Raw genomic sequence first — 18299 nt, forward strand, 5'->3', positions numbered from 1 at the left:
GCAATACATTCACCACAACCGGAGCCGCGGAGAGGTCGAGTCGAGCCCGCTCACCGTCGACCAGTGGGCGGGGCGCGCGTGAGCGTTTCGGGCGCGCCGATGAGCGCCGCGGGCGCGCGCGGCCCGGCGGCCGGGCGCACGGTAGGCGCACGGGCCGGCGCGTCGCCGGGCCCGCTCAACCGAGAGGGATCGCCCATGAACTCGCACCCGAAGCTCGCCGCCGCGCTCCTCGTCTGCTGCTCCGCCGTCCTCCAGGCGTGCGCCGAGGACGCGGCCGCGCCCGCGGCCCCGGCCGCGCCCGAGCGCCGCCGCGTCGGCGGCTTCTCGACCCCGGAGTCCGTGCTCCACGACGAGGAGCGCGACGTGTACCTCGTCTCGAACATCGTCGGCTCACCCGTCGACAAGGACGACAATGGGTTCATCTCGCGCGTGTCGCCCGACGGCGACGTCCTCGACCTCAAGTGGATCGACGGCGCGTCCGAGGGCGTCACCCTGAGCGCCCCCAAGGGCATGGCGATCGCGGGCGGCAAGCTCTACGTGGCGGACATCGACGCGATCCGCGTCTTCGACGCGGGCGACGGCGCTCCGATCGCCAGCATCGAGGTGCCCGGCGCCAGCCTGCTCAACGACATCGCGGCCCTGCCCGACGGGTCGCTCGTCGTCTCGGACACCGGCGTGACCGTCGCCGACGGCGCGATCACGCCGACGGGCACCGACGCGCTCGTCGCGATCGGTCCGGGCGGGGAGATCTCGCGGCTCGTCGCCGACCCCGCGCTGCCGCACCCGAACGGCGTGGCGGGCGCGGACGGCGAGATCTGGGTGGCTTACCTTGGCGCCGCGCGGGTCGACGCGCGCGGCGCCTCGGGGGAGCAGCGGCGCGAGCTCTCCCTGCCGGCCGGCTCGCTGGACGGCATCGTGCGCCTCGACGACGGCCGGCTCCTCGTGTCGAGCTGGGACGCGAGCGCCATCTTCGAGGTCGACCCCCGCGGGGAAGGGGCGCCGCGCGTCTCCACCCTCGCCTCGGATCTCCCGAGCCCCGCCGACCTGGGCTGGGACCGCTCGAGGGGCCGCCTGCTCGTCCCGCTCTTCAACGACGGCGAGGTCGTCCTGCTCGACATGAAATGAACCGCTAGAGCGACAAACGGGTTGAAACACGAGAAAAACAGAATTTTCACAGGGAGGCGGGGAGGCGGGGAGCGAGAGACGGCAAGAGAAAGAACTTCATTTTTCTTTCTCCCCGCCTCCCCGCCTCCCTGTGAAAATTCTCCGGGTTTCAACGTGATCGCTGTTCTAGTCATCAGGAGTGACGATGAAGACCCAGCTCACCCGACTGCTCGAGCCCAGCGACCAGACCCAGGCCTGGGGCGCGCTCAGGGAAGCCATCTCCCGGCTGGAGCGCGCGTCGTCGACCGGCGGCGCCGGCCTCGCCCGCTGGATCAACGTCTTCTCCCGCGCGCGCGAGCGGGTGTCGATCCAGCGGCTCTCCCGGCCGCTCGTGGTGCTCATCCTCGACGGCACGAAGCGGCTGTTCCTCGACGGACCGGAAGGCAACACGCGCCTCGTCGCCCGCGAAGGGCAGATCCTGCTCGTGCCGCAGGGCATCCCCCTCGAGCTCGTGAACGAGCCGGATCCGGAGCGCGGCGTCTACCGCGCGTTCACCGTAGAGCTGCTGAGCGAGGTCGACGAGCGGCTCCAGCGCCGCTACCCCACGCTCTGCGTCCAGCGGGGGCTCGGCGGCTTCGAGGCGGATCGGCCGCACCTCCTGCGCTCCGCGATGCCGTCGATCCAGGCGCTGATCCACCTCGTGAACACGCTCCTCCTGCCGGGCGCGCACGCGCTGCTCATCGAGCACCGGCTGGAGGACGTCATCCTCACCTTGCTCCTGCAGCACCGGGAGCAGCTCGAGGCGGCGCGCGCCGCCTCCTCGACGATGGCGCTCGATCCGACGCTCGCGGTCCGGACGCTGGTGCGCCGCGACCCGGCGCGCCCCTGGGCGGCCCCGGACGTGGCGCGCGCGCTCGGGGTGAGCGACGCGACGCTGCGCCGCCGGCTCGGCGCCAAGGGCGTCTCGTTCCGGGCCCTCCTGTGGAAGGAGCGGCTCGACCTCGCGAAGACGCTCCTGCGCTCGGGGCGCCACGGGGTGCTCGAGGTGGCGACCGCCTGCGGTTACGACTCGGCGTCGCGCTTCGCCGAGCAGTTCCGGCGCTCCGAGGGGATCAGCCCCTCGGAGTACCGCGCGCGGCACCGGGCGGGCGCGGACGACGGCTGCTTCAGCGAGCCGCCGGAGCCGCCGGCCGCCACGGAGCTGCGGTGATGGAGCTGCCGGGGGGCCCGACCGTGCGGCTCCTCGATCCCTGCGCTCCCTGAGCCGCCCGGGGGCCCGCCCGGTCTCGCCCTGTCACGGCCGCTCTTCCTCGCGCGCGAGCGCCCGGAAGCCCTCGTCCACGAGCTCGAGCAGATCGTCCTTCGCGCCGCGGGCGATCCACGCCTCGATCGAGCACCTCATGATGGCGATCGCGCAGCTCGCCAGCACCTGCGGCGCGAGGTCGCGCCGCGGATCGAGGCTCATCCGCGCGGCCAGCGGCTCGCGGACGGCCTCCGCGCAGTGGTCGAGCCGCTCGCCCTGCCGCGCGCGGACCGCCGGCGTCTTCGCGACGAGCTGCTGGACCGCGACGAACCGCGGCACGTCCCCCTCGTGGAGGTGGCCGAGCGTGTCGCGGATCGCGTTGCGTAGCGCGATGAGCGGCGGCTCGCTCGCCGGGCGCGCGCGGACCGCCTCGCGCGCCACCTCGATGAGCTGGTCCATCCAGGCGATGAGGAGGTCCTCCTTCGACTCGAAGTAGCGGAAGAACGTCCTCCGCGAGACCTCGACCGCCGCGAGCACCTGATCGAGCGTCGTCTGCTCGTAGCCATCCTTCAGGAACAGGTCGATCGCCGCCTCGATGATCTGCGCGCGTGTCCGCTCCTTCTTGCGCTCCCGGAGCCCCGGCGCCTGGCCCTCCGTCATGCCGCCACGCTACCACGCGCCGGATCCAGGTGCCCCTCCTTGACAAATGCCACTCAGTGGCACATTCTTCCTCCTGTAGCGTCTCCACGCCTGTACCGAGCGATCTCGGGCGAGGGAGCGCGCCGTCACAGGGGCGGAGTCCATCCGGCGCCGCCTCCCGGGGCGCGGCGGAGGCCTCGGCGCGGCCGTCGCGCGCACGGGCCTTCGCGCGCGGGCGCGGCGCCGGAGGCCGCTCCGGGGCGGACACCGATGCTTCTGAACGCGCGCCGATCGGCTCGGGCGATCGGCGCGCTTTACCGTCGTTCTCTCCGGAGGAAGCGCGGGGAGGCGGCCTCGAAGGATCAACGATGAAGACCAAGGAACACGACAAGATCGCGCTCATCACGGGCGCGAGCCACGGTATCGGCCTCGAGCTCACGCGCCGCCTGCTCTCGGAGGGCTTTCAGGTCATCGCGCTGAACCGCTCGGGGTTCCCCGAGGAAGACGCGCTGATCCGGGAGAGCCTCGCGCGCCGGACGCTCCGTGTCCACAGGGCGGATCTCTCCGACTTCGAGAGCCTCAGGCGCGCGCTCGGCGCGATCAAGGCGAGCGAGGAGAAGATCGACGTGCTCTTCAACAACGCTGGCGGCAGCGCCCCGGAGCTGACCTTCTCCAGGCAAGGCCGCGAGCTGCACTTCGAGCTCCAGACGGTGGCGCCCTATGTCATCGCGATGGAGCTCAGAGAGCTGTTGCGGAAGGGGGCCTTGAAGACGATCGTGAACACCTCCACCGCTGCCTTCGACATGACGAAGCGCTTCGACCCCGACGCCCTGGAGCGCCCGGCGTCGTTCAAGCAGCTCTTCGGCCCGTACGCGACGTCCAAGCTCGCGCTCTCCCTCTGGACGCGCGAGGTGGCGCCGCTGCTCGAGGGGGAGGGGATCAAGATCCGGAGCGTGGATCCAGGGGCCAACAACACGCTGAGGAAGGGGAAGCGGTCGGGGCTGCCGTTCTTCGTGGCGGCGCTGATGAGGTTCTTCTTCCCGCCGCCGACCCAGGGCGCTTCGCGGCTGTACGAGGCGGCTTTCGGCGCGAGCCGGGACCTCTCGGGCGTTTACCTGAGGAAGAACCGCGCGAGGGACCTCCCGTTCCGGGAGCATGGTCCGAGGGTGCTCGAGAAGGTGCGCTCCATCCACGCGCGGGAGTTCGCCGCGCTCTGACGCGTTCGCGCTCTCAGGGCCGCGACCGCGGCCTGCCCTTGACGCTACGCGCGCGTCAGGGCGACGACGAACTCGAGGAAGGCGCGTACCTTGGCCGACATGAGCTGCGCGGAGTGGTGGTACGCGTAAAGCGGATAGGTCTCATCGGCCCACTCCGGGAGCACCTGAACGAGCCGTCCGTCGGCCAGGAGATCGCGCGCGGAGAGCTCGAGCACCTGCGCGATCCCCTGTCCCGCGAGGCACGCCGCGAGGAGCGGACCGACCCCGTTCACCATCAGCTGCCCAGAGGCGCTCACGGGGACGACCTTCTTCCCGCGCACGAACTCCCATCCAAAATGGCTTCCCGTGGAGGGATCCCGCATCAGAACACACGCGTGCTTCTCGACGTCGCGCGGGAGGCGCGGCGCCCCGTGGCGCGCGAGGTACGCCGGCGATGCGCAGGTGACGACGCGCGTGCGCAGGAGCAGGCGAGACTTCAACGCTGACGGCTCCGGATGACCGAACCGGACGGCGACGTCAAAGCCATCGCGGACCAGGTCGCCCATGCGATCGCGCACGGCGATCTCCACGGAGAGGTCGGGGTGCTGCGCGAGGAACGGCGGTAGGCGGGGCGTCAGCACGAACTGCCCGACGCTCTCGCTGACGTTCACGCGCAGGCGGCCGCGGACCTTGGCCGAGGAGCCCCCCGCCTCGATCGTCGCGTCCTCGATGGCGGCCACGTGGGGCGCCACCGACTCGTAGTAGCGGAGACCCTCGTCGGTCAGCGAGATGGAGCGGGCGGTGCGGCGGAACAGGCGTACACCGACGCGGTCCTCGAGGCGGGCGATCGCGCGGCTGACCGCGGATTGCGTGAGGCCGAGCGCCTCCCCCGCGCGCACGAAGCTCCCGGCCTCCACGACCGCGCGGAGGACGCCGAGACCGTCGAGCAGGTGCCGGTCGAACCCGCGAGACCTACTTTTGTTCATGCTCAGGCTTCCGAGTATGCACGTGCAGAAGGCTCGACGCAGCGCCAATCTCTCCCGCGACCGGACCCGCGGCACCTCGAGCAGGGGCGTTATTTCGAGACCTGAAAAGAGAGGGATCACATGATCACGACGAGCGAAGCAAGGTTGGGCAAGAGCGGTCCTCCGGTGTTTCCCATCGCCCTCGGCTGCATGGGCATGGGGGCCGGGAGCTGGTACGGGGCAGCGGATGAGGTCGAGAGCATCGCGACCCTCCACGAGGCGCTCGAGCGCGGCGTGAACGTCCTCGACACAGGCGACTTCTACGGCATGGGGAAGAACGAGCTCCTCGTCGGCAAGGCGCTGCGAGGCCGCCGCGACAAGGCGCTCCTCAGCGTCAAGTTCGGCGCGCTCCGCGGGCCGGACGGCGCGATCCTCGGGCACGACGCGCGTCCGGCCACGACGAAGAACGCCCTGGCGCACAGCCTGTCGCGCCTCGGGGTCGACCACATCGACATCTACAGGCCGTCGCGCCTCGATCCCGATGTTCCGATCGAGGAGACGGTGGGCGCCATCGCCGACATGGTGAAGGCGGGCTACGTCCGCTACATCGGCCTGTCCGAGGTGGGCGTCGAGACGATCCGGCGCGCGGCGAAGGTCCATCCGATCTGCGACGTGCAGCTCGAATATGCCCTGGTGAGCCGGAGCGTGGAGGCCAGCATCGTCCCGGCGCTGCGCGAGCTCGGGATCGCGATGACGGCGTACGGCGTCCTCTCCCGCGGGCTGCTCACGGGCGCAAAGCCCTCGGGCGAGGGCGACTTCCGCGCGCACATGCCCCGCTTCTCCGCGGGCAACGCCGAGAGGAACCAGCCGCTCGTGGACGCGCTCGCGCGCATCGCGGCGGCAAAGGGCGTGTCCCCCGCGCAGCTCGCCATCGCGTGGGTCCGCGCGAAGGGCGCGGCTCAGGGCGTGACGATCGTCCCGACCCTGGGGGCTCGCACGCGCAAACAGCTCGCAGACGCGCTGGCGAGCCTCGATGTCTCCCTCGACGCGTCGGAGGTCGCCGCGCTCGAGGCCGCTGTGCCCGCGAGCGCGGTCGCCGGCGCGCGCTACGCGGAAGCCCACATGGCGATGCTCGACAGCGAGAGGTGACGCCTCGTCGAGGCTCGCAGGCCTACGTCGCCCGGACGAGCCGCTCCGGCCTGTGCATCCGCGCGCTCCACAGCAGCACCGCCGCGGCCGCCGGCGCCGCGACCGCCACCCCCACGGCCGCGAGCTCGAACGCCCCCCGCGCCCGCGGCAGGTTGAACAGCAACGCTTCCGCCAGCGTCAGCGCCGCGTCGCAGGTCACCAGGGCGGCCAGCACCAGCGACAGCGTCTGCCCGTGCCGCCGGCTCAGCCGCAGCATGGCCGGCGCGAGGCACACGTCGAACGCCACCCACGCCCATTTCACCGCGGGTGACGGGAACCATCGCGCCGCGGGCGCGAGCGCGAGCAGCGCGGTCCAGGGGATGAGCAGCCAGCCGAGCACCTCGAAGACCACGGCCGGCCCGCGCAGCAGCGTCGAGAGCCCGAAGCGCAAGAGACCCCCGCGCGCGAACGCGGCGAGCGCATCGTGAATGGCCACGAGCCCGTGGCCGCCGGGCGGATAAACCAGGTAGATCGGGGCCCAGCCGTCGGGCCGCAGCTTCGCCTTGAACGCGTGAAGGCCCTGGAAGTCGTAGAGGCGAGCCCCGAGCCGCTGCGCCGCGCGCAACCCGCGCCGCACAGGCCCGGCGAGCGGCGCGAGGCCGAGCGTGACATAGAGGCACTGCTCCGCCGCGGCGGTGCGCATCGCCTGATCCACGAGCAGCTCCGTGGTGCCGTTCGGCGCGGACGGGTCGCGCAGCAGGTCCTCCAGGAAGAGGCCGCGCCGCGCGTACACCGGCACCGCCGCGAGGAAGCCGACCACGGCGCCTCCGGCCTCCGCCACGACGTAGCGCCGCTCGCCCGCGAACGAGAACGGCTCCAGCTGCACGAGAAAGCCCATGGGCGCCATCGGCCGCGAGGAGGCCCAGCGCGCCATCAGGCGCTCCACCTCGCGCCGCAGCGGGCTCCCGGCGTCCTCGAGCTCGCCGGGGCTCACCGCGCGCGCGACGACGCCCTTCGCGCGCGCGCGCCGGAGCTGCTCGCGCAGGCTCCGGCTCGACCGGAGGACGCCGGCCCAGCGCGCCGGATCCCACACCGGCTGCTCCCCGATGAGCATCGCGCTCCACGGGACGCGCTCGGCGAACCGCGCCTCCGCGCCGAAGAGGCACGCCCGCCGCCCCGCCGCCGCGGCCGCCTCCACGAACGCCTGCGCTACCTCGGCCAGCCGCTCGGCCGCCGTGATGGGCGCGCCGGCGGCGACCCACGCGCCGCCGGTGTCGACATAGGCGACGCAGGCGTCGTCGCCGTCAAACCAGTACCGGAAGTCGGGCTCCAGGGTCTGGAACGAGGTCGCGTTCCACCCGTGGCGCTTGAGCAACGCGAGGACGCGCTCGCGGTCGGGGCGCTGGTTCAGCGGGGGCACGGCCCGGCGGAGCATAGCGCAGGGGCGCTCCGGTGCGCGCAGCGCTGCTCGAGGCTGCCGGGCCGGGGAGCTCGCGCGGCTCCGTGGTCGCCGGGGCGCGGGCGCGTCGTGCTACGATCTCCCCGTCGTGCCGAAGGAGAAGGCCAGGCCGGGCGAGACCCTCATCGCCCGCAACAAGCGCGCGGGCTTCGATTACGACCTCGGCGACCGGTTCGAGGCGGGGATCGTCCTCAAGGGGAGCGAGGTGAAGATGCTCCGCGCCGGCAAGGCCGACCTGACCGACTCGTTCTGCACGGTCCTCCGGGGCGAGGTGTTCTTGCAGGGGGTGAGCATCGCCTCGATGGCCGACGCCGCCTTCGGCCACTTGCCGAAGGGCGCGCGCAAGCTGCTCCTTCACCGGCGCGAGATCCAGCGCATCGACCTCTCGATCGCCCGCGAGGGGATGACCGCCATCGCGACCCGGCTCTACTTCAAGAGCGGCCTGGCCAAGGTCGAGATCGCGCTGGCGAGGGGGAAGAAGATCTACGACAAGCGCGAGGCCATCAAGACGCAAGACGCCGAGCGCGAGGCGCGAGCCGTGGTGGTGCACGGGCAGCGACGGTACGGACGCGCGTGACCCTGGACGTGCGTAGCGGTGCGTACCCCATGCGCAGACCAGAGCAGCCCCGCCCGGCGCGGAGCGCAGCGATGCAGTAGGATGGCGCGCGTTGGCCCGCCCGAAGCGTCCGCAATCAGGCCCGCACCCGCTCGAGCTGCCGGGCGACGTCATGCGCGAGATGGTCGAGCTCGCGATGGATCGCATCGTGAAGCACATCGAGAGCCTGCCGGAGCAGCCGATGCACGCCACGCGCGGGGGCAAGCGGCTCGCGCGCTCGCTCCGTGAGCCGCTGCCCGAGCGCGGCGTCCCTTACGAGAAGCTCCTCCGGAGGCTCTTCGGCAAGCTCATCCCGATGAGCCTGAACACCGCGTCGCCCGGCTACATGGGGTACATCCCGGGCGGCGGGCTCTTTCACGCGGCGGTGGCCGACCTGATCGCCGACGCGGTGAACAGGTATGTCGGCGTCTTCCAGGCCGCCCCGCTGCTCGTGCAGACCGAGGCGAACGTGATCGCCTGGTTCTGCGACATGCTCGGCCTGCCCGAGGGCTCCGGGGGGATCCTCACGACGGGCGGCTCGCTCGCGAACCTCGTCGCGGTGATCACCGCGCGCCGCGATCGCCTCCCGCCGGACTTCCTGCGAGGGACCCTCTATGCGTCGGAGGAAGCGCACCACTCGGTGAGGAAGGCCGCGCTCCTCGCCGGCTTTCCGCCGGAAGCCGTCCGCGAGATCCCGGTGGACGCGCGCTTTCGCATGCGGCCCGACGCGGCGGCGGCGGCGGTGGCGCGCGACAGGGCGCGCGGCCTCTCGCCCTTCCTGCTCGTCGCCTCCGCGGGCACGACGGGCACCGGCGCGGTCGACGATCTGCCCGCCCTCGCCGACCTCGCCGCGGCGGAGCGCCTCTGGCTGCACGTCGACGCGGCCTACGGCGGCTTCTTCGCGCTCACCGAGCGGGGGCGCGCGGCGCTGCGGGGGATCGAGCGCGCCGATTCGGTGACGCTGGACCCGCACAAGAGCCTCTTCTTGCCGTACGGGACGGGCTGCCTCGCGGTGCGCGATCGCGAGGCGCTGCGGCGCGCGCACGCGCTCTCCGCGTCGTACATGCCGCCGATGCAGGCCGAGGACGATCTCGTGGATTTCTGCGAGATCAGCCCCGAGCTGTCGCGCGACGCGCGCGGGCTGCGGGTGTGGCTGCCGCTGAAGATGCACGGGGCCTCCGTCTTCCGGGCCGAGCTCGACGAGAAGCTCACGCTCGCGCGCGGCGCGGCCGACGCGCTCCGGCGGATGGCGCACATCGAGCTGGTGGCGGAGCCCGAGCTGTCGCTCCTCGCGTTCAGGGCGCGCCCGCCCGGCGTCGATGAAGGGCCGCCGCTCGACGCGCTGAATCGGCGCCTCCTGGCGCGGGTGAACGCGAAGCAGCGGGTGCTGCTCACGGGGGTGATGGCCGGAGGGCGGTTCCTGCTGCGGATGTGCATCCTGAGCTTCAGGACGCACGCGGACCGGGTGGACGCGGCGCTCGCCGACGTCGCGTCGAGCCTCGCGGAGGTGCTGGAAGAGCGCCGGATCAGTTCGAGCCCGTGTACGTGAACTCCAGGCTCGCTCCCGGGTTGCTCAGGGTGGTCGTGCTCCCGCCGGTGGGACCGCTCGTGTGCTCCAGGCGCTCTCCTGCTGCTGGGGGACCGAGGTGGGGGGCGTGCCGTCGGTCCACGCGAGCGAGCTTCCGGCGTGAAACCGCGGATCGCAGGGCGGCCGTTGACTCGCGCCCTTGCAAGGCAGAGGTCTTTACTAAAAGCGGCGATTGTCAAATTGAAGTTGCACCGCAATGCGAATGACCCGGCGAGCGCCTGAGCAGGTCAGGTAGGTGAGCAAGGGAAGGTCAGGTGATCCAGGTATTCGCGCGGCGAAAGCGGGTCGCATTGCGAGGCCGCTGTGCGCCGCGGCCGCGAGCCTTTGCTGAGGTCGCCATGTGGGCACCGGCGTCCTCGCGCCTGGTCGAGGGGGCCGCGTGGCTTCAGGCGACGCGCGACGCTGCGCCGGCTGTCACGCTGACGGGCACGTGCCCGTCCACCGTCGCCTGGACGCAGCAGCCGCATGTACGCTGGGCTCCGGCGCGCGTGCGTCGCGCTCGATCCAAGCTGCCCCCGGCTCCTGCAGCGCGCTCTGGACCGGTCATGACGCCTCCAAACTGTGGGGCCGGCATCTTCGCCGAGATCTTCCCCTCTTCCTCCGGTGCTTGCCCTGGGGCGAAGCGCTCTCCATCGAGATCGAGATGATGGACTGCCGAGCAGATGGCGAATGCCGGAGGGACGCGCGTGCGCCGCGGTAACGTTCCGTGCTGCGTCGCGTGGCACGCAGCGCGCATATCCGGCGCACGGAGGACCCTCATGCCGTTACGTGCTGTTCGTAAGATGTTGCTGGCCGTGCTACTCGGGACGACCGTAGCCTCGGTAGTTGGGTGTCAACGCCTCAAGGCTCCCGAGCCGCAAGCGCGCGACGAGACCACGGCGACGTGCGCGGAGCCCGCGCGCATCGATCTCGCGCTCGATCCGCCGCGGATAGTGAACCTGGTCCTCAGGCCTCTCTCCGGCGCGCAGGCAGGCCGCGCCCTCGTGCTCGCGCAGGTGGCGGAGCATGAGCGCCTGCCGCCCGAGCTCACGCTGCACCTGGAGCAGGGCCTCGTCGAGCTGCGCGACGACGGCCGAGGCGACGATGAGCGGCCCAGGGACGGGACGTACACCGGGGTCGCCCCCATGTCTGCCGAGGAGATCGCGGCGGAGCGGGCTCGGATCGAGCGAGGGAGGCGAAGCGAGAACGTCCCGAACACAGCCTTCGACGGGCGCGTCGCCGTCCCGCGACCGTCCGACCCCTGGCGGCGACATCTCCTGGAGGAGTATTCGCGCCAGGAGTCGACGCAGGTCACCCGGACCGACCACAAGGCGGCGGAGGTCGATCCTGATAGGACCCTGATGATCACGGCTCTCACCGTCATCGAGGACAAGGCGCGCACGTTTGACATCTGCGATCAGGGCAACCCGGGTACCTCGATGGGGAAATGGACGTTCGGCCACCTCGTGGAGCAGATGGCCAACGAGAAGGTCACCGGGGTCCGGCCTGCCGATTTCGTGGAGCGCTGGACCAAGCACTGGAACGAGGTTCAAACGATCAACGGCTGGTCGGTGACAGCTCGCGCCGGGGTTCAACGGACCTTCGCGAACTGGCCCCGGCTCCAGGACGGGTCGCTCGACCTCGCACGAGCCCCCTTCCGTCTCCTCGCGATCGTGAACCGGGTGGACCTCCGGGATGCGCTGGTCTTTGGCTCCGGCAAGGCCAGCGAGCTGCGCTTCGTTTTCGGCGTGCTCGATCCGGAGAGCTGCGCCCCCCTGCCATTCACGGTCATCCTCGAGTATCGCGTGGAGCGCACGGGGTGCAAGGAGCTGAAGGAGTGGGCGCGGCGGTGGGTCGAGCTCCCGGCGCTGGGCCAGAGCGCCTACAACGCCGGGCTGGAGGCGATCACGGAGTCCGTGATCCGGGCCGGAGCTGCGCCTGACAGGCCGAACGGCAGCGCGCTCGGCCAGGTGCGCACCAATGAGATCGATGTCGAAGAGCCCGACAAGCTGTGGGAAATGCGAGAGTTTCGGATCGCGCAATCAGGCCCGAGCGAGAAGCATCTCGTCGAGACGGCGGTCTTGCAGACTCCGGACCTCACGCTGAGGGAGGCGCCGGTGCTCGCCGAATTCATCAGCAAGCACGCCGGCGAGATCGGCGAGAACAGGCACGAGGTGCCGCTCGAGTTCCCCCCGGGCAAGAGGTTCCTCGCGGGGTCTGCGAAGGTACCTCTGCGTCTCTTCTGGCAGGCGATGGGCGAGGTGCCGTACAAGGTGCGTCGAAATTTCTCGCTGGCCACCTGCAACGGGTGCCACGCCGGGGAGACGAACACCCCGTTCCTCCACATCGGAAACCGGGAGCGCGGTTCACAACCCGCGCTATCGGGCTTCCTCAAGGGGAACGGGGCCCCCGTGCCTGATCCCGCCGGGACGATGAACTCGAGCCGCTTCGCAGATCTGGAGCGCCGCGGTCAGGATCTGGCCACGCTCGTGAACGAGAGCTGCATGGGGGAGGCGCTCCGGGTGCGGCTGCGGATGGTGCACTGATTGAACGATCGCCCCGGTGTCATGGCCGCGCCACGAGCGGAACAGCACACCGGGGCATGCAGGGTCGCTTCACGAACGGCCCAGCGCGACCTGGAGGAGAGAGCGGAAGAAGAACGCGAGGAACCCGAACACCGCCCGCGTCTTGTCCGGCATCACGCGCCCCCCGGGCACCCGGAACGAAAGGAGGAGATGCACGACGTCGATCGGCCGGAGCCGCGTCATGCCCTCGCCCACGACGCGCCCCTGCTCGTCATCTCCCTCCTGGATCCGGAAGGGGAGCGCGGCGCCCTCTCTCCACATCCGCCACAGGGCGGCGACGCCTCGCGACCGGAAGACCCGGGCGCCGCGCAGCGTGAACCGCCGGCCGCCGTCGCCGTCAAACGGGAGCACGTAGCGGATCTCCCGCTCCGGGCCGGGCCCGGCGGCGGCGAAGAGGTTCCAGACCCCCTCCTTGATCGCGGTCTCCCGCGCGGTAAGGCCCTCGACGAACAACGTGCCCGTCGCGATCGCCGGGTGCGCCGGATCGCTGATGAACCTGGCCAGGTAGGAGATCGTGATGCGCAGGTGAAGGCGCACCCGGCGCGACGCCGCGCGTCCGGCGGCCGCCCCTTCCGAGCGGCTCTCCCAGGAGCCGGCGAGTCGCTCACGGAACGTCAGGCCGAGCCCCTTGCACCGCGGCGGCGCCGTCCCCTCGGCCGGTATCGCGACGGCCGTCAGCGGATCCGCGTACGGCGGCGCGTGCGCGCGCTCCGGCGCCGTCCAGCCCTCCTGGCCCGTGATCCGCCGGATGATCCGCTCGATGTTTCGCTCGGCCACCGCGGCGATCGTGTGCGAGGGGTTGACCCCTGTCGCCGCGGGGAGGATCGAGCCGTCGAGGACGAAGAGGTTCGGGTAATTGAACACCTCGCCGAGCCCGCTCGTGACGCCCTCTTCCGCGCTGTTCCCCATGCGGCAGCCGCCGAGGCTGTGAACGGTGATCGGCAGGTGAGCGTACCGCCAGAAGGGAGAGACGGCGTACTTCCCCCTGAGCTGCTTGACGATGTCCTGGGAGAGCCGCTCGGCCACGCTGTAGAGCAGCAGGTTCGACGCGACGTCCCACCGGACCGACAGCTTGTTGCCCTTCACGAGCTCGATCCGCCCGTTGGCCAGGTCTCGCCCCATGACCAGGAAGACCGCTGTGTGCCGCATCTCCTCCGGCGTGACCGGGGGCGGCTCCTGCTTCGACGCTTCCTCCACGATCTCGTCGAGCACGCGGGCGGTCGGCGGCTCCCGCGTGGCGGTCCGGCGCCTGTGCAGCGCCGTGAAGAGCCGGGAGCGCCAGTCGGTGTGCGGCCGCGCGAGCCTGAGGATCGGCCAGATCTCCTTCGGGAAGCCGCCTTCCTCGATCAGGAGCCACCCCGCGTCGCGCCCGCCCGGACGCGCGTAGACGACGCCCGCGGTGATGGGCGGCCCGCTCTCCGGATCGAACGGCGCGGCGACCTTGAAGCCGAGGGTGAGCATATCTCCGTTGCCCGAGTACCCCGCGCCGAGGTGCTCGCTGAGCTGCCGCATCGCGCCCGCCTCCCTGCACCGCAGGAGCAGCTCCGTCGAGTTGAGCGAGCCGCCGCAGACGAAGACGTGCTCGGCCTCTTCCGAGAGCACCTGTCCGCCGCGCCCGCGGTCGCGGTACGTCACGCGGTACCGTTGCCCCTCCGCGCCGGAGAGCGGCTCTATCAGAACGACCTCGCACAGCGTGCGCATCACCGCGCCGGCGCGCTCGGCGAGCGCGAGGTAGTTCATGTCGAGGGTGTTCCTCGCCCGGTGGACGCAGCCCAGGGTGCACTCACCGCAGTTGACGCACCCGCCCTGGAGCACCCCGAACTTGTTCGGCCGGAGCGTCGGATCGTCGGAGAAGTTGAGGGCCAGCGGCGGATAGAAGACCTGGCCTCCGCGCCCCAGCCGGGAGAGCGCCTCGAGCATCTGCCGCGTCTTGGGCGGCAATCCCCCCGGCGAGCGGGTGATCGGCTGGATGTCCAGCATGTAGGCGACGAGATCGTAATACGGGTCGAGCGCCTCGCGGCTGTAGCCCTCGGGCCACCCGCGCGCGAAGACCTCCGCGGGCGCGCGCAGGTGCACGTTCGCGTAGATCAACGAGCCGCCGCCGTAGGCCGCGGACTGCACGACGCGCATCTGATCGATGGGCCGGACGTCGTACATCCCTCCCTTCTTTTGCCATAGCCACTGATCGGGAGGGCCTTTCGGGAATTCAGGGACCTTCTGGTCGTAGCGGCGGCCCCGCTCCAGCACGGTCACCGCGAAGCCGGCTTGCGCCAGGCGGCAGGCGGAGACCGCCCCGCCAAAACCGGTTCCGATCACGATCGCTCGATGTTGTGCCATGGATCCCCCCTCCGCCCCGGATCGAGCCTGGGGACCGCGGCGCCCTGCCGCCATCGGGCAACGCCGTGAACCAGGCGTGGCGCTCGCCGGGGCGGACGGGAGACAAGGCGGAGCACGAGAATCGGGAGCCTTGTCGTGTTCGCCGGCGGCGAGGACCACGCGCTCCACACCGGCGGCCCTGAGCCAGATCAGGGGTCATGCTCGCCCCTACCAGGGCAAGTGCGCGAAGCTCACGGCCGCGGCGATCGGCCGAGGGCGCTTCGGCCATCCAGGAAGACGCCGACGAGGACGCCGAGGTAAGCGCCGGCGTGGAGCCCCCAGCAGGCGAGGTACCGCGTGGCGGCGCCGGGGCGCCACGCGCCGAGGCTCGCCTCGCGCACGCCGAGCGGGTCGAGCGCCGCCATCACGGCCGGGCAGAGCGCGAGCGCCGCGGCGAGCGCCGCCATGATCCTCGCCAGCCAGGCGCGCCACGAGAACCGGTCGCTGCGCGCGGCGCGGAGGAGGCCCACGCCGGCGACGAGGGCGCCGAGCGGCAGACCTCCGCGGAACCCCGTCCACGCCACCGCGAGCCGGAACGGCAAGCTCGACGCGGCGAGGCCCTTGCCGTCGAGGAAGTACTCCGGAGAGATCGTGGCGGTGACCTGATCGAAGAGCGCCCCACAGGCGCCACCGGCCAGGGCGCCAGCGATGATGGCGAGGTACTCGCGAGGACGGGAGGGGGAGGCGGGAGGGCGGGGCCGCACGGCGCCCAGGATACCGGACTTCAACATGCACGGGACGGTGGGTGGTGGCCGGATTTGAACATGAAGGCGGGAAGGCGGGAAGAAAAGATCAATGATCTTCCTGCCTTCCCGCCTTCATGTGAATCACTCCGGGGCAAATTGGGCCACCACCGGACGGTGCGCATCGTGGCGCGAAGCCGCGACGAGCGAGATCACCTGTTCGACGGGCTGCTCGTCGTCGATTCCGCTCGTGACGAGGAGAACGAGGCGGGCGCTGTCGTGTCGGAGCACCTCGTGTGCGTGCTCCGCGAGCGGCAGCTTGCGAGCAACGGGACGGGCCTTTTGGGGCGCTGAGCCGCGCGTCGTGCGCATGCTCCCGCGCCTGGCGCTGCCCGCGCGCGACGTGTGGGGCGTCTGCCACGCGGACATGCGCGGCAACGCGCGCGTGAAGGCGGTGCTCGCGTGGGGCGCCGAGGCGCTCCGGGGGTGATGGGGTCGGGTCGCAGCTGCCCGCCGGTGAACCGGTGGTAGCCTCGGCGCCCCGCCCATGCCGCCCATGCGCCGCGCCGCCCTCCTGCCGGTCCTGCTGTCCCTGACCCACTGCGCCGCGGGCGCGAGCCCGCCCCCCGCGCCGAGGACCGCGGCGCCGCGGTCCTCGGCGCTCGCACCCGCGGCTCCCGCGGCTCCCGCGCCGCCGGCCGCCCCGCCAGCCGCGCTGACGGACGCGCCCCTCCTCGTCGCGGAGGAGCCGCCGTCGTGGAGCGACGACCCCGGGCGCAAGGCGAAGCTCCAGGCCGTGATCCCGCAGATCGAAGCCCACCTCGCCGCCGAGCTCGCCAGGCAGAAGCTGCCGGGGCTCTCGTTCGGCGTCGTCATCGGCGGCGAGCTCGCGTATTCCCGGGGGTTCGGCGCGAGCGACCCGGCGACAGGGGCGGTCCCGGACGCCGATACGGTCTACCGCGTCGGCTCGATCACGAAGACGCTCACCGCCACGGCGATCCTGCGGCTGCGGGACGAGGGCAAGCTCTCGCTCGACGACCCCGCGGCGCGCTACCTCCCGGAGCTCGCGAAGGTGGTCTATCCGACCGCCGATTCGCCGCGGATCACGATCCGCCACCTGCTCACCCACTCCTCTGGGCTGCCGCGGCTCGGGAAATTCCATTACACGGACGCGACACGCGAGGTCACCGCCGCCGAGGTCCGCGCGGCGGTGCCCGGTACGGTCCTCGAGTACGTCCCGGGGACGAAGGACGTCTATTCGAATTTCGGGTTCTCGCTCCTCGGGCTCGTCGTCGAGCGCGCCTCCGGGCGCCGTTATCGCGACTACGTGAGCGAGACGATCCTCGCGCCGCTCGGCATGTCGTCCTCGGTATGGGACGAGGGCGCCGTCCCGCCTGGTCGCATGGCGACAGGCCATGTCAAGAAGGACGGGAAGCTGAAGCCGGAGTCCCACTGGCGGTTCGGCGCGTCGGAGGCGGCCGGCGGGCTCTACTCCTCGGTGCGCGACATGGCACGTTATGCCTCGTTCCAGCTCTCGGCCTACCCGCCGCGCAGCGGCGAGGAGGCTGGGCCCCTGCGGCGGAGCTCGATCCGCGAGGCCCACACGGCGGCGCGGCCGGCGCGCCTCTCGGTCGAGCCGGCGGGCGACGAAGGGCGCTATGCGGTCGACGCGCGGGCGAGCGCGATCGCGCTCGCCTGGCACGTCCACGAGAGCTGCGAGGACGAGGAGGTCGTCCGGCACAGCGGGGTGGCAGACGGATACTCCGCGTGGGTGGAGCTCCATCCGCGGGCCGGCGTGGGGCTCGTGCTGCTCTCGAGCTACAGCGAGACCGACAGGGAGGCGCTGCTCGGCAAGGTGCGCGCGGCGCTCCGGCAGGCCGGCGTCACCGCGCCCCGGAAGGAGCGCCCGAGCCCCCGGCTGGAGTCGGCCTTCCAGGCGTCCGTCGCCCTCTACGAGCGCTTCGAGCCGGCGCGCTACGAGGAGCTCTTCGCCAGGAGCTTCCTCGATCGCGTGTCGCCGGTCGCCTTCGAGGAGATCGTCCAGCGCCTGCGGAAGGACCACGGCGCCTGCAAGCCCGGCGCGGCGCTCTCCTCGAAGGGGCCGCGCGAGGCGAAATTCGCGATGGCCTGCGAGCGGGGGCGCATGGTGGCGAAGCTCACCCTCGACACCGAGACTTCCAGGATCAACACGTTTCGCTTCAGCGCCGTCGCGCCCCCCACCGAGGCGATGAAGCGGGCCGCAGAGCAGGTGGTGGCGCTCGCGGCCGGCCAGCGGAAGACGCCGCTCCAGCAGGTGTTCTCGCGCGCCGCCGACGTGGGCGCGGTCGAGCGAGAGCTGGAGGACCTGCGAGAGCGACACGGGCGTTGCAAGCTCGGCGGCTCGATCGACTCGGACGGAGAGCAGGAGCACGCCTTCCGGCTCGCGTGCGAGCGCGGGGGGAACATGGTGATGAAGCTCGATCTGGATGCAGGCGAGCCCGGCCGTGTCCGCGAGCTCGAGCTCGAGGCGGCGCCGCAGGCGGGCAGGTGCCCGCGGAAGCTCTGAGGAGGGGAGCGGCGCGCGCAGCGCAGCCGCCGGCAGCAGCGGCTTGCTGGGCGGGAGAGAGAAAGAGAGAGTACACAGGGAGGCGGGGAGGCGGGGAGGGGAGAGAGAGAGAAAGAGAGAGTACACAGGGAGGCGGGGAGGGGAGAGAGAGAAAGAGAGAGTACACAGGGAGGCGGGGAGGGGAGAGAGTACAGACGAGGGGAGGAGAGAGAGG

At 71.6% G+C, this 18299-nt stretch carries 15 protein-coding genes; 10 read left to right on the forward strand and 5 right to left on the reverse strand.

Annotation, left to right across the window (positions count from 1 at the left end):
- Window positions 1-195: 195 nt before the first annotated feature.
- Complete coding sequence (locus tag WME85_RS20585; protein WP_437840404.1) at window positions 196-1125, forward strand: SMP-30/gluconolactonase/LRE family protein; 930 nt, start codon at window positions 196-198, stop codon at window positions 1123-1125.
- Between the two features lie 184 nt (window positions 1126-1309).
- Window positions 1310-2314, forward strand: a complete 1005-nt coding sequence (locus WME85_RS20590; protein WP_437840405.1) for a helix-turn-helix transcriptional regulator — start codon at window positions 1310-1312, stop codon at window positions 2312-2314.
- Between the two features lie 84 nt (window positions 2315-2398).
- On the opposite strand, the gene WME85_RS20595 is transcribed toward WME85_RS20590, so the two are convergent.
- Window positions 2399-3007, reverse strand: a complete 609-nt coding sequence (locus WME85_RS20595) for an acyl-CoA-like ligand-binding transcription factor (protein ID WP_437840406.1) — start codon at window positions 3005-3007, stop codon at window positions 2399-2401.
- 347 nt (window positions 3008-3354) lie between these two features.
- On the opposite strand from WME85_RS20595, the gene WME85_RS20600 reads away from it, so the two are divergent.
- Entirely contained in the window at window positions 3355-4203 is an 849-nt protein-coding gene (locus WME85_RS20600; protein WP_437840407.1) for an SDR family NAD(P)-dependent oxidoreductase, read from the forward strand.
- A 44-nt stretch (window positions 4204-4247) separates the two neighbouring features.
- Here the strand turns inward: WME85_RS20600 and WME85_RS20605 are convergent, their stop codons facing one another.
- Window positions 4248-5168, reverse strand: coding sequence for a LysR substrate-binding domain-containing protein (locus WME85_RS20605; protein WP_437840408.1), 921 nt, complete (start codon window positions 5166-5168; stop codon window positions 4248-4250).
- A 120-nt stretch (window positions 5169-5288) separates the two neighbouring features.
- Between WME85_RS20605 and WME85_RS20610 the strand changes: the two genes are divergently transcribed.
- Window positions 5289-6296 (forward strand): aldo/keto reductase, encoded by a 1008-nt coding sequence (locus WME85_RS20610; RefSeq protein ID WP_437840409.1) that lies wholly within the window; start codon window positions 5289-5291, stop codon window positions 6294-6296.
- A 22-nt stretch (window positions 6297-6318) separates the two neighbouring features.
- Here the strand turns inward: WME85_RS20610 and WME85_RS20615 are convergent, their stop codons facing one another.
- Window positions 6319-7695 carry a phosphatidylglycerol lysyltransferase domain-containing protein gene (locus WME85_RS20615; RefSeq protein WP_437840410.1) on the reverse strand — a complete coding sequence of 459 codons (1377 nt, stop codon included), beginning with the start codon at window positions 7693-7695 and terminating at the stop codon, window positions 6319-6321.
- A gap of 127 nt (window positions 7696-7822) precedes the next feature.
- Between WME85_RS20615 and smpB the strand changes: the two genes are divergently transcribed.
- The 3 genes from smpB (at window position 7823) to WME85_RS20630 (ending at window position 12442) form a co-directional block, all read left to right on the forward strand.
- Window positions 7823-8311 (forward strand): SsrA-binding protein SmpB, encoded by a 489-nt coding sequence (gene smpB, locus WME85_RS20620; protein WP_437840411.1) that lies wholly within the window; start codon window positions 7823-7825, stop codon window positions 8309-8311.
- A 91-nt stretch (window positions 8312-8402) separates the two neighbouring features.
- Window positions 8403-9878 (forward strand): pyridoxal phosphate-dependent decarboxylase family protein, encoded by a 1476-nt coding sequence (locus WME85_RS20625; RefSeq protein WP_437840412.1) that lies wholly within the window; start codon window positions 8403-8405, stop codon window positions 9876-9878.
- Window positions 9879-10711: 833 nt separating this feature from the next.
- A complete protein-coding gene (locus WME85_RS20630) occupies window positions 10712-12442 on the forward strand; it encodes a hypothetical protein (protein ID WP_437840413.1) in 1731 nt (576 codons plus the stop codon).
- A 69-nt stretch (window positions 12443-12511) separates the two neighbouring features.
- Here the strand turns inward: WME85_RS20630 and WME85_RS20635 are convergent, their stop codons facing one another.
- Window positions 12512-14818 (reverse strand): GMC oxidoreductase, encoded by a 2307-nt coding sequence (locus WME85_RS20635; protein ID WP_437840414.1) that lies wholly within the window; start codon window positions 14816-14818, stop codon window positions 12512-12514.
- Window positions 14819-15048: 230 nt separating this feature from the next.
- Window positions 15049-15588, reverse strand: a complete 540-nt coding sequence (locus tag WME85_RS20640; protein WP_437840415.1) for a hypothetical protein — start codon at window positions 15586-15588, stop codon at window positions 15049-15051.
- A 33-nt stretch (window positions 15589-15621) separates the two neighbouring features.
- On the opposite strand from WME85_RS20640, the gene WME85_RS20645 reads away from it, so the two are divergent.
- From WME85_RS20645 to WME85_RS20655, 3 genes are read left to right on the forward strand one after another with little or no spacing between them, the layout of a single operon-like run.
- Window positions 15622-15894, forward strand: a complete 273-nt coding sequence (locus WME85_RS20645) for a hypothetical protein (RefSeq protein WP_437840416.1) — start codon at window positions 15622-15624, stop codon at window positions 15892-15894.
- A gap of 10 nt (window positions 15895-15904) precedes the next feature.
- Complete coding sequence (locus WME85_RS20650) at window positions 15905-16030, forward strand: hypothetical protein (RefSeq protein ID WP_437840417.1); 126 nt, start codon at window positions 15905-15907, stop codon at window positions 16028-16030.
- A gap of 57 nt (window positions 16031-16087) precedes the next feature.
- On the forward strand, window positions 16088-18085 hold the full coding sequence (locus WME85_RS20655) for a serine hydrolase domain-containing protein (RefSeq protein ID WP_437840418.1): 1998 nt from the start codon (window positions 16088-16090) through the stop codon (window positions 18083-18085).
- The last annotated feature ends 214 nt before the right edge of the window (window positions 18086-18299 follow it).

The organism is Sorangium sp. So ce1153, assembly GCF_051521595.1.
GTDB lineage: Bacteria > Myxococcota_A > Polyangia > Polyangiales > Polyangiaceae > Sorangium.